Annotated in this window: 13 protein-coding genes; 5 read left to right on the plus strand and 8 right to left on the minus strand. The window is 47.8% G+C overall.

Features of this window, described 5'->3' with window-relative positions; genetic code table 11:
* Positions 1-321 precede the first annotated feature (321 nt).
* From AZ602_RS04210 to AZ602_RS04235, 6 genes are all read right to left on the minus strand, one after another.
* The gene (locus AZ602_RS04210) at positions 322-1092 is read right to left on the minus strand and encodes a pteridine reductase (RefSeq protein WP_103033883.1); all 771 of its coding nucleotides are present in this window, start codon (positions 1090-1092) and stop codon (positions 322-324) included.
* A 76-nt stretch (positions 1093-1168) separates the two neighbouring features.
* Positions 1169-1858: a metallophosphoesterase family protein gene (locus AZ602_RS04215; protein ID WP_103033831.1), complete on the minus strand. Its 690-nt coding sequence runs from the start codon at positions 1856-1858 to the stop codon at positions 1169-1171.
* A 61-nt stretch (positions 1859-1919) separates the two neighbouring features.
* Positions 1920-3095, minus strand: coding sequence for a tRNA nucleotidyltransferase (locus AZ602_RS04220; RefSeq protein ID WP_103033832.1), 1176 nt, complete (start codon positions 3093-3095; stop codon positions 1920-1922).
* A 100-nt stretch (positions 3096-3195) separates the two neighbouring features.
* Positions 3196-5526: an NADP-dependent malic enzyme gene (locus AZ602_RS04225; protein WP_078317431.1), complete on the minus strand. Its 2331-nt coding sequence runs from the start codon at positions 5524-5526 to the stop codon at positions 3196-3198.
* Positions 5527-5796: 270 nt separating this feature from the next.
* On the minus strand, positions 5797-6801 hold the full coding sequence (hemB, locus tag AZ602_RS04230; protein WP_103033833.1) for a porphobilinogen synthase: 1005 nt from the start codon (positions 6799-6801) through the stop codon (positions 5797-5799).
* A gap of 195 nt (positions 6802-6996) precedes the next feature.
* Positions 6997-7521 (minus strand): MCR_0457 family protein, encoded by a 525-nt coding sequence (locus AZ602_RS04235; protein WP_103033834.1) that lies wholly within the window; start codon positions 7519-7521, stop codon positions 6997-6999.
* 349 nt (positions 7522-7870) lie between these two features.
* Here AZ602_RS04235 and ruvB point away from each other — a divergent pair, with 349 nt between their 5' ends.
* Entirely contained in the window at positions 7871-8860 is a 990-nt protein-coding gene (ruvB, locus tag AZ602_RS04240) for a Holliday junction branch migration DNA helicase RuvB (RefSeq protein ID WP_078317428.1), read from the plus strand.
* Between the two features lie 257 nt (positions 8861-9117).
* Here ruvB and AZ602_RS04245 read toward each other — a convergent pair whose 3' ends face one another.
* Positions 9118-10401 (minus strand): acetyl-CoA C-acetyltransferase, encoded by a 1284-nt coding sequence (locus AZ602_RS04245; protein WP_103033835.1) that lies wholly within the window; start codon positions 10399-10401, stop codon positions 9118-9120.
* 361 nt (positions 10402-10762) lie between these two features.
* On the opposite strand from AZ602_RS04245, the gene AZ602_RS04250 reads away from it, so the two are divergent.
* From AZ602_RS04250 to hpt, 4 genes are all read left to right on the plus strand, one after another.
* Positions 10763-12130, plus strand: a complete 1368-nt coding sequence (locus AZ602_RS04250; protein WP_103033836.1) for a 3-oxoacyl-ACP reductase — start codon at positions 10763-10765, stop codon at positions 12128-12130.
* 39 nt (positions 12131-12169) lie between these two features.
* Positions 12170-13063 (plus strand): MaoC family dehydratase, encoded by an 894-nt coding sequence (locus tag AZ602_RS04255; protein WP_103033837.1) that lies wholly within the window; start codon positions 12170-12172, stop codon positions 13061-13063.
* Positions 13064-13343: 280 nt separating this feature from the next.
* Positions 13344-14603 (plus strand): serine hydrolase, encoded by a 1260-nt coding sequence (locus AZ602_RS04260; RefSeq protein ID WP_103033838.1) that lies wholly within the window; start codon positions 13344-13346, stop codon positions 14601-14603.
* 33 nt (positions 14604-14636) lie between these two features.
* Positions 14637-15173: a hypoxanthine phosphoribosyltransferase gene (gene hpt, locus AZ602_RS04265; protein ID WP_103033839.1), complete on the plus strand. Its 537-nt coding sequence runs from the start codon at positions 14637-14639 to the stop codon at positions 15171-15173.
* Positions 15174-15220: 47 nt separating this feature from the next.
* Here the strand turns inward: hpt and AZ602_RS04270 are convergent, their stop codons facing one another.
* The gene (locus tag AZ602_RS04270; RefSeq protein WP_103033840.1) at positions 15221-15622 is read right to left on the minus strand and encodes a hypothetical protein; all 402 of its coding nucleotides are present in this window, start codon (positions 15620-15622) and stop codon (positions 15221-15223) included.
* Positions 15623-15633 lie beyond the last annotated feature (11 nt).

The raw sequence follows: 15633 nt of genomic DNA on the forward strand, positions 1-15633 counted from the left end.
TGGTATTCCTTTTAAGTGTGCAAAATGCAGCCAACACAAAAGAGAACTACAGCTTCATCGTATCAAACGCAATGGTTTGAATTTGGTTCGATTAGGCTATCTGCTCCAAAGATTTAACAAAAAGTTTAGGGGTTGAAAAAATGGGTATTAAAATTGCTGATTTGTAACAACATTCAATACCCATGTAAGTTCGTGTGAATTTTAGCTTAAAAAAAGCGATTTGTCAGCAAGTTTTTTGGCGATTTGCGAATTTTTCATCCATTTTGGCAAATTATTTTGTAAAAATTGATGAAAAATTCCCCAATGTGGTGTTTTGGTCAATTATCCACCCTTTAGGGTCAGTCCACGACCGCCATCGACCGCCAAGATTTGCCCCGTGATATATCGGCTATTTGCCATAAAGACCACCGCCGCTGCGATGTCTTCGGGCGTGCCGATTTGCTTAAGTGGTACTGAGTCTGTCAAGATGGCTTGGGTTTGGCTGTTTAATTCAGGATTTTGGTCATCATCAGGAAAGATATTCACGCCAGGGGCGACACCATTGATGCGGATATCAGGCGCAAGCTCCAGTGCTAGGCTCTGCACCATCATACGATGTGCCGCCTTTGCCATATTATAAATCGGATAGCCAACAAAGGGCTTGGCATCAGCATGGATGTCAAGTAAGCTGATGATACTGCCTTGATTTTGCTGAAGTTCTTGGGTGAATGCATGGGTCAGTAGTAGCGGTGCTTTGGCATTGGTCAGTATCAAATCATCCCAATGTGCCATCATCATCTCATGCGTACCATCGAGCGGTGTCGCATAAAAGCTAGATGCGTTATGCACCAAGACATCAAGCCTGCCAAAACAAGACAGTACTTGTTCTTTGAATGCATCAAGCTCATCACTGCTATTGACGACATCAAGCCCCGCTTGGAGGGTTTTGGCAGAGTTTGGGCGGATGGTATTTAGCATATCAGCCAAGGCATGGGCATCATCACAACTATGATGATAATGAATGATGACATCATAGCCATCAGTGTGTAGGGCAGTGGTGATGGCTTTGCCGATACGCTTGGCAGCGCCTGTGATGAGTGCAGTTTTGTTCATGAGTGGTGTAATATTTTTATCAGTATAGCAATATCGGTTTGCTTGGATATGTCGAATCATCGCATGCTAAGCGGTGTTAATCGTTGTGAATCAGTGTCAAAAAATAACTTCGGCATTTTGTCGCATCCGCCTGAAAAACTTGCATTTGAGTTACTTCAATCGCTGTCAGGCAATGATTGTCATGTTCGCAGGTATCGATGCAGATTAAGTTATTATGATGATAGATTTTACTATCTTTTTGGGTTGAGTGACCACAAATGATGGTTTTGCCTGTGCAATGTGCATCTTGACCATCGGGCGGTATGAATCGCCATCGCAAGCCTTCATCGCTTTGCTTATCCATTGTCAAGTGTGGCAAGGGCGTGGCATGACAAAAGATAAACTCTGCGGTTTCATAATAATCCACAGCGGATTTGAGTAATTTAAAATATTCAAATGGTATCTGCTTTAAGCCTTGTAAATCAGTGCTTACATCAAATGATTGTAAAGTCTCAACACCGCCAAATTTTAGCCAATATTTCAGATATTCTCGTTCATGCACCGCACCTAGCATCATCTCTTCGTGATTGCCTTTGATGAGTACGACTTGGCAAAGTGACTGATAATGCAAAATGGTATCTAGCGCACCTTTACTATCCGCTCCACGGTCAATCACATCGCCCAAAAATATCAGCGTATCATCAGGCCTAATTGAGAGTGCGGTTAACAAGGTGGTCAGCTGTGCATGACAGCCATGGACATCACCGATGGTGTAGATTTTTGGCATGGTTAATGAGTGCTAAGTATTGTGATTAAGATACGGATAAATTGATAGCTAAGTCAAAAGATCAAAATACTGTCAATGCATTTGCCATCTGAAAATTACCCAATAAACCATACAATGCTTGCTTTCTAAGTCGTGCCAGTTCATCACCGATTGCCTTGCCAGTGAGTGCTGGGTCGATATTTGCCATACTGACGGACTGATAGCGAGTGATGGCATCATGCAGCCACGCCTTTGGATAAATCATTGATTTATTTTGATAAATTTCACAAGCATCATACAGTGACATCAGTAGGGTATCATCTTTATGAGCTTTGGTATGTTCGATCACGGTGAATAACTGTTCGGCAGTGATATTCGGTAAGTTTAGTAATATTTGATGATAATTCACAAATGCATGGATAAACTGGCCGATGGCTTTTGGGGCATTTAGCCGTGTCAGGCAGTCATTGAGCTCATTGCTATCATCAAGGATCGAAAATAGCATGGCAAAGCGAGTGGTAAGTGAGCCGTCTCGGCGACAAGCGTTTTGTAGTCTTGTCATCATGACTTGATAAACTTCATCATCTGCCAATCGCTTGGCAAGTATCGGCAGGATATGTGCTAAAATCCCAAGCTGATGCAAGCAATCGATAAAATAAAAACCGTGCGGCTCACCCATCGCTCGTGATGCCTCTTGCCAAATGCGTTCACGGCTTAGGTGGGATAATTCGCCTTGATCAGCGATGTGCTGCATGAGTGTCTGAGTGTCATCATGAATGACAAAACCCAGTGGGGCAAATCGGGCATAAAATCGTGCCAACCGTAGCACCCGCAACGGATCTTCGCTAAAGGCAGGGCTGACATGACGCAGGACTTTGGCGTGCAAGTCAGCCAGTCCGCCATAATAATCCACGACTTCGCCTGTGACTGGCGTATCATCAAAAAGACCTTGAACTTCGATGGCTAGGGCGTTGATGGTTAAATCACGGCGTAATAAATCATCAGCCAGATTGACATCAGGACTTGAATGAATATCAAAGGCAGTATGCCCTGTGCCAACTTTTCTCTCAAGGCGGGCTAGGGCGTATTCGGCGTGTGTGTCGGGGTGCAAAAATACAGGAAAATCAGCACCCACTTGGCTAAAGCCGTGCGATAACATGGTGGCAGCATCCGTACCGACCACCATAAAATCTTTGTCTTTGATGGGTAGTCCGAGCAGACCATCACGCACTGCACCGCCAACCAGATATACTTGCATGGTATGTTCCTAAGATAAAGGCGAATTTACTATAACAAGTTTTGCTAAAAATGCCAATAAAAATGCCAGCACTTAGGCTGACATTTTTGACGATTAACAATTATTTTTCAGCATTTTGGGCATCGGTGACCACGACTGCTGTCATGTTGACAATGCGACGCGCAGTCGATGCAGGCACTAGGATATGCACTGGTTTATCAGCGCCAAGCAAGATAGGGCCGATGGCTGAGCCGCCTGAGGTGGCCTTTAATAGGTTAAAGGTGATGTTGGCGGCATCCAAGGTTGGCATGACCAGTAGGTTCGCCGAGCCTTGCAGTGTGCTGAACGGATGGTTTTGTTCACGCACGCGCGCATCTAGGGCGGTATCTGCATGCATTTCACCATCAAACTCAAAGTCCACATTCATCTCGCGCAGGATGCGATAAGCTTCACGCATTTTCACTGCCGATTCGCGCTGTGAAGTACCAAAGTCAGAATGCGACAACAATGCCACGCGAGGCTCTACACCGAATCGGCGCACGCTTTGGGCAGCCAAAACAGTCATCTCAGCGATCTGCTCAGCTGTTGGGTTGGCATGGATATACGGGTCAGCGATGAATAGGGTGCGGTCTTGGAGGATGACGCCGCTCATCGCGTAGTACTCGCTTACGCCCTCACGCTTGCCGATCACACGGCGAACATAGTTCAGATGCAGATCGTAATAACCAAATGTACCACACAATAAGCCATCAGCATCGCCTTGCTCAACCATCATCGCGCCCAACAGCGAACTCTTACGGCGCATATCACGGCGTGCAAGCTCGGCAGATACGCCCAGACGATGATTGTCTTGATGATAATGCTGCCAGTATTGTTCGTGTTTTGGATTGTTATTGATATCCACCACCTCGACATTGCCACCGAGGGTCAAGCGCAGACCCAGCTCTTTGATTTGGGCTTCGATGACATCAGGACGACCGATGACAATTGGTTTTGCCATATTTTCATCGACGACCACCTGTACAGCGCGCAAGACATTAGCATCCTCACCTTCGGCATAGACAATGCGTTTTGGTGCTTGTTTGGCTTGGGTAAAGACAGGCTTCATCGCCAAGGCTGAGTTATAGACGAATTCAGACAGCGTTTGACGATAAGCATCAAAGTCTTCGATCGGTAGTGTCGCCACACCCGAATCCATCGCTGCCTTAGCGACGGCTGGGGCGATATTTAGGATCAGATTTGGCTCTAGTGGGCCTGGGATCAGGTATTCACGGCCAAATTGCTTGCTTTCGGTGATTTTATCTGTCTCTGAGACCGACACCTCAGTGTGTGCCATCGCAGCGATGGCATGCACGCAGGCGATTTTCATCTCTTCATTGACGATGGTGGCACCGACATCAAGCGCACCACGGAAGATGTACGGGAAGCACAGCGCGTTATTGACTTGGTTTGGATAATCAGAGCGGCCAGTTGCCATGATGACATCTGAGCGAGCGGCATGAGCAAGCTCTGGCATGATTTCAGGCGTTGGGTTGGCTAGGGCAAAGATGATCGGGTCTTTTGCCATGCGTTTGACCATCTCAGGGGTCAAGATGCCAGGGCCTGATAAGCCTAAGAAGAAATCAGCATCACCAATGACTTCGTCCAGCGTGACCGCATCGGTGTCTTGGGCGAAGCGTTGTTTTGATTCATCCAGATTGTCACGGCGCGTATTGATGACGCCGCGAGAGTCTAGGACAAAGATGTTTGAGCGGCTGACACCCAAAGCGATGATCAGCTCAAGGCAGCTGATGGCCGCAGCGCCAGCGCCTGAGCAGACGACTTTGATCGCGCCGATGTCTTTATTGACCAGTTTTAGAGCATTTAATAGCGCAGCAGCAGCGATGATCGCGGTGCCGTGTTGGTCGTCATGGAATACAGGAATGTTCATGCGCTCACGCAGTTCGCGTTCGATCTTAAAGCATTCTGGCGCTTTGATGTCTTCTAGGTTGATGCCGCCAAAAGTCGGCTCAAGGCTTGCCACTGCTTCGATGAATTTATCTGGATCGTTTTGGTTGATCTCAATATCAAAAACATCAATACCAGCGAATTTCTTAAATAGCACGCCTTTACCTTCCATCACAGGCTTGGATGCTAATGCACCGATATTGCCCAGACCCAGTACGGCAGTACCGTTGGTGATGACGCCGACTAGGTTGTTACGAGCGGTATATTTGGCGGCAAGTTTCGGGTCTTTTTCGATTTCAAGGCAAGGTACGGCCACACCTGGAGAATACGCCAAAGCCAAGTCACGCTGGTTGGCGATTTTTTTGGTTGGGGTGACTGAAATTTTACCTGGGCGTGGGTGTTCATGATAATGAAGGGCAGCTTGCTCAAACTGCTGCTTTTGTAGGTCGGCATCCGAATTAAAAGTGGTGTCATCGACCTTTTGGTCTCTGGTAGCTGAAGTCATAGTACATCCATATTGGTGCTAAATCATACGGCGCTGCAGCATATCAAAAGGCAGCGCCTAGGGAGGATTTTGTTATTCTAGCATGATTTTTTGGCAAGCGGTAGGCGAAAGCGCGCTGATTGCATGAAATATTTTCAGGTGATAAAAAACTAAAAATTTGCATAACAATCATTCATCTTTATCATCATCTGCTCAGATCGGCGGCATGCGTCAGTTGAGTTGATGGCTAAAAATACCGCAAAATTTTGCCAAAAAGCGCCATTTGGCAAATCAATGCGCCTCGTTCAGTAGGCGTGCGGCATCCAAGGCAAAATAAGTCAAAATGCCATCGCAGCCAGCACGACGAAAGCCGATTAAGCTTTCTAGGATGACTGCTTCAGTGAGCCAACCGTTTTGGATGGCTGCCATATGCATGGCGTATTCGCCTGAGACTTGATAAGCATAAGTCGGTACACCAAAGCGGTCTTTGACCTCACGCACGATATCCAGATAAGGCTGACCTGGCTTGACCATCACCATATCGGCACCCTCATTGATGTCTAGGGCGACTTCGTGCAGGGCTTCGGCTCGATTGGCAGGGTCCATTTGGTATTGTTTTTTGTGGCCTTTTAGGTTGCCTGATGAGCCGACCGCATCACGAAACGGCCCATAATACGCCGATGCATATTTGGCAGAATATGCCATGATGGCGGTATTGACATAGCCAGCTGACTCAAGTGCGTGACGCATCGCACCAATACGGCCATCCATCATATCGCTTGGGCTGATGACATCGGCACCTGCTTGGGCGTGGGCTAGGGTTTGCTTGACGAGCGCTTCGGTGGTGATGTCATTCATCACATAGCCTGACTCATCGATGATGCCATCTTGACCATGTGTGGTATAAGGGTCGAGTGCCACATCAGTCATGACAATCATCTCGGGCACGGCATCTTTGATGGCGCGCACTGCACGCACCGCCAGCGTCTCAGGATGATAGGCATCTTGACCGTCTGCGGTCTTAAGAGCTGGATTAATCACAGGGAAAATATCAATCATCCGCACGCCTTCGGCATACAGTGATTTGACATAATCAATCAATAAATCAATCGTGTAGCGATAGACATTTGGCATGCTGGCGATGGCTTGTTTTTCGCCAGTGCCTTCGATGACAAATACAGGGGCAATCAGATGACATGGCGCCAGATGCGTCTCACGCACCATCTCACGGATGCCATCACTGACACGCAGACGACGCAGGCGCGTGTTGGGAAATTGTCGATTAAAAATATGCATATCGGCCTCATCAAGGGTTTGGTTGTGTTTATTATAACAAATTATCACAAACCTCGTGGCCAAAAATCAACATAACTACAGCAGCCATTTGATGGGCGGTCAGACATGATGGGTGACACAAAGCATCTTGAATGATCAAGCCAAGATAAACGATGGATCAACAGCTATGATCAATAAAATCAATCAATCGCGTATTCACATTTGTGCTAAGCTTGCAAATTCACGGCACAAGGCGCGATTTTCGGAGGCGGGAAAACTGGCTGTCCATGCGCGCACATTATGCAGCACCATTCGATATTCACGCTGCGCTGTCAGCTGACGGAGCGTTTGATGCGGATTGGCAGCGCGCGGCATGAATAATCGCAGCTGCTGATTATAAGCGCGGTTAAAATCGGCTTTTTGTTGAGCGTTTAACACTGATGGGCAGATCTCTGATAATACTTGGATCAGTGCCAATTCATACTGCGAGACGCTCAGATACACCTCTTGGCTAGCGACCGCCTGCGCAGAGGACACGCGCTGATAACGGGGCGTGTTGTTGGCTGAGGCCATCGATGAGATGCCGATGCTGATCATCACCAGTAATACCAAACCAAGCCTTCTAAAAAACTTGCGCTGATGGCTGAGTGAGACTGATCGTGAATAATGGCGTGCAGCTGCTACGATGGACATGTCTGGCACATCGGTTTTGGCGGCTGATATGATGGCAGAATTAATCATTGGCACTAAATAATTCGTCAGTGATAATATTAATGGAATATAATAAAGCGTTTACCTCAAAAAATCCCCTAATCTGTGTATGTATATTGTAGTGCAAAGTTTACTTTAGTTACACAGGTGAAAAATTTGCTCAGTTTGTGCCAGTTTGTTGGGTGTGTGTTCTATCACTCGGTGATGATGCATTGTGCCAACTGATTCATAGCCATATACTTAATACCAATCAGCTATTTGTAATCAGCCATCGACGACTCCCAAGATCTGCCGCCATCACCAACAAACTGTATCAATGAAGTTTCTTTGATCAATTTGTGTTAAAATACCCATTCATTATCATTGTATGCAAATCATCATGTCACAAACCCGTCTTATCGACCCTATTGCCAAAAAAGATGATGCCGCCGATCGCGCCATCCGTCCTGTCAGCTTAGATGAATACATCGGCCAACCCAAAGTGCGTGAGCAGATGAAGGTTTTTATTCCAGCTGCCAAAGCGCGTGGAGAGGCGCTCGATCATACGCTGATTTTTGGGCCGCCAGGGCTGGGTAAGACGACACTAGCCAATATCATCGCGCGTGAAATGGGTGGTAATCTGCGCTCGACCTCAGGCCCTGTGCTGGAGCGTGCTGGCGATCTGGCGGCGATTTTGACCAATTTGGAAGCAGGCGATGTGCTGTTTATTGATGAAATCCACCGCCTAAGTCCAGTGATTGAAGAGATTTTATATCCTGCGATGGAAGATTATCAGCTGGATATTATGATCGGTGAAGGGCCGGCGGCTCGCTCGATCAAGCTGGATTTGCCGCCATTTACCTTGGTGGCGGCAACCACACGCGCAGGCTTGTTGTCCGCGCCTTTGTTTGATCGTTTTGGGATCGTGCAGCGACTTGAGTTTTATAATGTGGCTGATTTGACGACGATTGTTAAGCGGTCAGCTCGGCTTTTGGGTGTGCGCATGGATGATGGCGGCGCTCAAGAAGTGGCGCATCGCAGCCGTGGCACGCCGCGTATTGCCAACCGCCTTTTGCGCCGTGTGCGTGATTATGCTGAGATCAAAGGCGATGGCGTGGCGACAGCCGAAATCGCATCGGCAGCGCTGGATATGTTGGCAGTGGATAAGCAGGGCTTGGATCAGCTTGATCGCCGTTATCTGTCAGTATTATCCGATCGCTTTCATGGCGGGCCTGCTGGCGTGGAGGCGTTGGCTGCAGCTATGGCTGAAGACCGTGGCACGCTCGAGGATGTCATCGAACCATATCTACTACAGCAAGGCTATATCCAGCGCACCAGTAAAGGGCGAATCATCTCCGATAAGGTCATCCAAGATCAGATCTTGGATTAGGCTGGGTTTTGAGCAGGTGATGGTTACAAGGCTGCTGTGTACGCGGTGGATTTATGATAAATTAACAAGACTTGGTATGTGCCAAGTCTTTTTTGTTTTGGGATAAATCCTTTTTATGGATTGATTGTTCGGTTTGGTTTGTGCTATCTAAGATGGGTTCATGAAAATTTAAATAAATCATTTTTTGGGCGAATTATTATCCATAAAATTTAAAAGTCTGCCACGATCGGTCATGGCAGGCAAGCTATCAAGCTATCTTAACGCTCCAAAATACAAGTCACGCCTTGACCGCCAGCTGCACAGATAGAAATCAATGCGCGGCCTGAGCCTTTTTGGGCAAGTAGCTTGGCAGCAGTGGCTAGGATGCGGCCGCCAGTCGCTGCAAATGGATGCCCTGCAGCTAGGCTTGAGCCATTGACATTGAGCTTACTGCGGTCAATCGCCCCTAGTGGCGCATCCAGTCCCAGACGCGTCTTGCAGAAAGTCTCATCTTCCCAAGCCGCCAGTGTCGATAGTACTTGCGATGCAAAAGCTTCATGAATTTCATAAAAATCAAAGTCTTGCAGCGTAAGACCTGCACGTGCCAGCATCTTGGGAACTGCATAGGCAGGCGCCATTAATAGACCTTCGGTAAGACCATTTTTACCAATAAAATCCACCGCCGCTGTTTGTTGATGGGTGATATACGCCAGTGGTTCATAGCCATGCTCCGCCGCCCAAGCCTCGCTAGATAGCAGGACACATGATGCGCCATCGGTGAGCGGGGTAGAGTTGCCCGCGGTCATCGTCGGATTGGCGTTCTTTTTGCCAAAAGCAGGCTTTAGTGTACTTAGCTTATCTAGCGTGGTATCAGCGCGCAGGTTATTGTCTTGGGTCAGTCCTTTATATGGCGTGATCAAATCCTCAAAAAATCCCTCTTCATAAGCGCGCGCCAAATTCTGATGGCTTTGATAGGCCAGCTGATCTTGATCGGCACGGCTGATATTCCACTCAAGTGCAGTGATGGCCTGATGTTCGCCCATCGATAGACGGGTGCGTGGCTCACCATTTTCAGGAAATGCCAGCAGATCTTTTGGGTTGATGCTGCTGATCGCGCCCAGACGCTGCTTGGCGGTTTTGGCACTGCCTAAGCGCAGCAGTGGCTTACGAAGACCATCGCCCAGTGCGATCGGTGCATCCGAGGTGGTGTCTGTACCGCCTGCGATGCCGCTGTCGATGATGCCAAGTGCGATCTTATTAGCCACCGCAAAGGCGGCTTGTAGGCCAGTACCACACGCTTGAGAGACATCATAAGCAGGCGTGGTGGCTGCCAGTGGGGTGTTAAGCACCGCCTCTCGGGTGAGGTTTAAATCACGGCTATGCTTAAGTACAGTGCCTGCCACTACCTCGCCAATGTCTTTATCTGCCAAGTCAAATCGCGCGACCAAGCCATCCAAGGCTGCGGTCAGCATGTCGATATTACTGGCGTCGGCATAAGTGCCATTGCTCCGTGCAAATGGAATACGGTTGCCACCTAGGATGGCGACTTTTTGAATACTCATAATCTGTCCTTAAAATGATCGTTTATTTTGCTGATTGGGTGGGTTTTGTGAGGCCATCGACCAACGCCCAATGATGCATCCAAATCAGCGCTTGATGGTTAGCTTAGCATTAATAAGGATAAATGTGGCGGAAATTTCCCAATTAATAACAAAATATTATACTAATTTTTTATAGCATAATAATAATTTATATAACAGCAAAATTATGCGACCAAGCATCGCGAAATCGCGGAATGCTGCGATTTTATGCTACAATAAACTGCTGCTTTTGGATAGATATTAATTTTATATTAATAAATATTTATAAGCATTGAAAAGTGGAAAACTGATAAATAGGTTAATAATACAACAGGAGTGCGTGATGAGTGATCGTTATGGTGAATTGGTGCAGTCATCGTTAGGCAGAAAAGTCGCCAAAAATCTAGGCTTGCCGACGCCGATTAAGCTGGATCGTTATGAGGCTGGACAGCCTGTGATTCTTGGCGAGGTGGCGCTTGGCATCTCAGCGGGTGTCGATCATTCGGTGCGTGATGCACTGGTGCAGACCTTAGGCGATCAACATGCCAAGGTGAGCTCAAATACACCGCTGTCAGCGCTAGCCACCACGGCGATCGATGAGCGCTTGGCAGATGATAATGTGCGATTTAAGGTGGTGATTTTTGATGCCACGAACATCAAAAACGCCGATGAGCTCAAGCAAGTGTACGACTTTTTTCATCCGATCGCACGCCGTATCAAGACCTCAGGTCGTGTGATCATCATCGCTCGTCCAGAGTGCTGCACTGCGGATGATGTTGGTTTTGCGTTGGCGCAGCGTGCGGTGTTGGGCTTTGCCAAGTCGATTGCCAAAGAATTTAAAAAAGGCATCACCGCGCAAGTGCTGTATGTCCAAAAAGGCGCTGAAGATCAGCTTGAGCATACCCTAAACTTCTTCATGTCTGCCAAATCGGCCTATGTCTCAGGTCAGCCTATTTATATCACCAAAGCCCAATCAAGCAGTACCGGTGACCTAAAAGGCAAAAAAATCCTCGTCACTGGCGCAAGCCGCGGCATCGGTCAGGCCATCGCACAGGTATTAGCACGCGATGGCGCCAAAGTCTATTGCCTAGATGTGCCAGCAAGCCTTGCCGATCTACAAAAAGTCGCGGGTCAAATCGGTGGCCATGCCCTGCCTTTAGACATCACCGCCCACGATGCAGGTGAGCAGATCGTGCGCGCGTGCGGTCAGCTTGATGGCGTCGTGCATAACGCTGGCGTCACCCGAGATAAGACCTTGGCGAACATGAGCGAGGATAAATGGGATCTGGTGATGAACATTAATTTGGCCGCCATCCATCGCGTCAATGATTATCTGATCGGTCATCAAGGTCTGTCTGAAGCGGCACGCATCGTCTGCGTGTCGTCGATCTCAGGCATCGCTGGCAATGTCGGGCAGTCAAACTATGCCATGAGCAAAGCTGGCGTGATCGGCTTGGTGCAAGCCACGGCCAAGGTATTTGAAGGCTCAGCGCGCACTATCAATGCCGTCGCACCTGGATTTATCGAAACCAAAATGACAGGCCAAATTCCATTCGCCATCCGTGAAGCTGGCCGCCGCATGAATTCAATGAGTCAAGGCGGTGATCCGATCGATGTCGCCGAAACCATCGCATGGATGCTGTCACCTAAAGCAGGTGGCATCAATGGCAATGTCGTCCGCGTCTGTGGCCAAAGTGTGCTAGGCGCGTGATCTTGCTGTATTTTTAGTATTAATAAGTAAGGAAAACTTATGTCGGATCAACATTTTCGCGAATTGCCAAAAATGCACACGACTTATGCCAATGTCATCAAAAGTCTGCTGCCCTCAGGCGATGCCAAAGCGAAGCAATTACCCAGCTCGGTATATACCGTTGATCAATTGGTCATTGATCAGGCCAATCTGAGGGATTATCGCAAAATTTGTGGATTTATGAATGATGGCCGTGTGCCTGCGACTTATTTTGCGGTGTTGTCACAGACGCTGCAAATGAATATGATGGCAAAGCCTGATTTTCCGTTTGCGATGCTGGGACTGGTGCATTTGGAGAACAGCGTCACTCAGTATCGGGTGATTTTTGATACTGAGACGGTGCGTATGTCGGTGCAGTTGGATAATTTGCGCGCGCATGACAAAGGTCAGCAGTTTGATTTTGTGACCACGGTATTTGTGGGTGAAGAGCTGGTTTGGCAGGGCGTCTCAACCTATTTGTCGCGCCAAAAAAAATCCAAACAATCCCCACAAGCTGCCAAGCCCAAAGAGACCATCACGCCTGCCAAGCTTGATGCCAGCGAGGGCGGATTGTCATTGTCGATCGAAGTACAAGAGGACATTGGTCGTCGATATGCCTTTGTGTCGGGGGATTTTAACCTAATTCATCTACATCCATTATCAGCGCGCGCTTTCGGCTTTCCTAAGGCGATCGCACACGGGATGTGGACCAAGGCGCGTGCGCTTGCTGCCATCGCGCGCAGTTTTGAGTTGCCAGCGGCATATCAGGTGCAGGTGTCATTTCGTCAGCCCGTTTTTTTGCCATCTGCCATTGAACTTGTGACCGATGCGCCAGATGCCTTGGGGATTGAATTTGGGCTGTACTCTAAAGACAGCAAAAAAACTCATGCGCTGGGGACAATTGCTTATTTATGATGGCTTATTTATAATAACTTAAGTATCCCGCCTCCGCAGGCTTGGTAATGATCAGGCTTGCGGTGTTATTTTTGGTGATGCAAGGATTGATAGCTTACCATGAATCGGCGATGCTTTGTGGTTTTTGGCGATTTAAGTTGAGCTTGAGCATTTCAATGACCAACCATTGCCAAACAAGCCAAATGGATGTCAAAATTTGATGGCTGAATTTTGATAGCTGAATTAAGCGAATGATCCATATTAAGGTATAACAGATTTCATGGCCTAACAGAGATAATAGATGCAACAACAATTTCAACGCGTACTTGATGAGCTCAAGCTCGATGATGCACCTGCAGGTGGGGCTTTGGTGATTTATCATCAAGGCAAAGAGGTCGTGAATGTCGCCACAGGCAACGCGCTGCCTGATTTGGCTTGGTCTGCCAAAACTTTATCGGTGAATTTCTCCATCGGCAAGGGTGTGATGGCAACTTTGATCGCGATCTTAGTAAGCCAAGGGATGCTCGATTATGAGGCGCCGATCAGTCACTATTGGCCAGAATTTGCTGAGAATGACAAAGCGAATATCCGCTTAAAGCAAGTATTGTCACACAGTGCAGGATTGTTTGACATCACCTCCATCACCACAGATGCAAATCTGCTACTGGACTGGGAGCAGATGATACAGCGTGTCGCGGCCATGCCAGTGAGCATCCCCAAAGGCCAAGATGAGCATCACTATGCCAGCGCGTACAGTGCTTTGGTGTCGGGCTGGGTACTGGGTGCTTTGGTGGAGCGTGTGACAGGACTTGGGCTAAATGATGCGCTCAATCGTTATTTGGCTGAGCCGCTGGATGTGGTAGGTGAGCTGTATTATGGCGTCGATGAGGCGCTGCTGCCGATGATCGCCAAGCCTGAACGCTATTTTTATCAATCACCTGATAAGTCCACGCCACGACGAAAACCTGTATTAAAGCCAGACAGTGAAAAGACGCTACACACTTTGGGTCATCTGCCAGTCAGTGGTATGTGGCAGCGCGCTTTGGGTGAACAAGCCATCAGTACTGCTGCCATTAATCGCCTGTATTTTGACACCTCGCGGATGAATTTGGCCAACTACAAAAACGCCTTGATGCCCAATGCCAAAGATGGCTTGGAATATCATCGGGATGATGTGCTGATGGCAAAAATCCCTGCTGCTAACGGCGTCTCAACAGCCAATGCACTGGCGCGCATTTATGCCATGCATGCCGCTGATGGCATCCATGATGACCAAGTATTGATCTTGCCAGAGGTCATCGAGCAGATGCGCCAAATCCAGACCGAGGGTTATGATGCGGTGATGCCTGCTGATATGCGCTGGCGTATGGGCTTTCATCGTGTATTTAGCCTACAAGATACACAGATGGCTTATGGGCACATGGGTTATAATGGCTCGGTGGCGTTTTGTGATCCCAAGCGTCAACTAGCTTTTGTTTTTATTCATAATTTTGATACTACCATGCTAAATGATGTCAGACAATTTGCTTTGTCTGAGATGGCATTGGATATTTTTTCTTAAATTTTATTTATTAATCAAAATCGGGAGTCTTTCATGAGCGAACCGCGTGAATTGAATGTCATGATCAGCAGTGAACAGATCGCTGCCAAAGTTAAAGAGTTGGGTACTGCCATCAATGCACATTATCAAAACAGCGATAAAGAACTGGTGCTGGTTGGACTGCTGCGTGGATCGGTGATTTTTATGGCGGATCTGTGCCGTGTCATCGATAAGCCGCATGAAATTGATTTTATGACCGTCTCAAGCTATATCAATAAAACCACCGTCTCAAGTGGCGATGTCAAAATCATCAAAGATCTTGATAGCGAAATTAAAGACAAAGATGTGCTGATCGTCGAGGACATCATCGATTCTGGCCGCACCTTATCAAAGGTCGTGGAGATTTTGCAAACGCGCGAACCCAATTCCATCGAGATCTGCACCTTGGTGAGTAAGCCGTCGCGTCGTGAGATTCCGATGGCGGTGAGCTTTTGTGGCTTTGAGGTTGAGGATCGTTTTATCGTTGGCTATGGTCTGGATTATGACCAAAAATATCGCCATCTGCCGTTCATCGGTGAGATCGGTTTATGATCAAAAAAAGCCCATCTGCAGTAAGATGGGCTTTTTGATTGGCGATATTAAGAATTTTGGGCAGGGATCGCCAATGAATTGAGTGTCTCGACGACACAAGTCTGAAGTGAGTTGACGACGATTTTTTGGGCGATTTGCGTGCGTGCGCTTGGATCGATGGCGGCAGTAGCAAGCTCTGTCATACTGACAGATTCTGGCGCTTTATCCGCCACGCAGCCACAGGCGGTATTTGAGATGTTGGCTTTGGATTGCTCAGACATCGCCACCGTTGCCAGCTTCCAATATTGATGATTGGTTAGCTGTGTTTGGCAGGTTTGCTTGATGCTGGTTTTTAGGATGTTCATGCCGATGCTCGTGGCAGCATCTGTGCTTTGACTGCCGTCGGTGGCAGCACAACTGGCCAGTGTCGCAGCGGCGATGAGTGCGCTAAAGATTTTTAGTGATTTCATAAATTTTCTTT

The sequence above is a fragment of the Moraxella sp. RCAD0137 genome (assembly GCF_002894025.1).
In the GTDB taxonomy this organism is placed as follows: Bacteria; Pseudomonadota; Gammaproteobacteria; order Pseudomonadales; family Moraxellaceae; genus Moraxella; species Moraxella porci.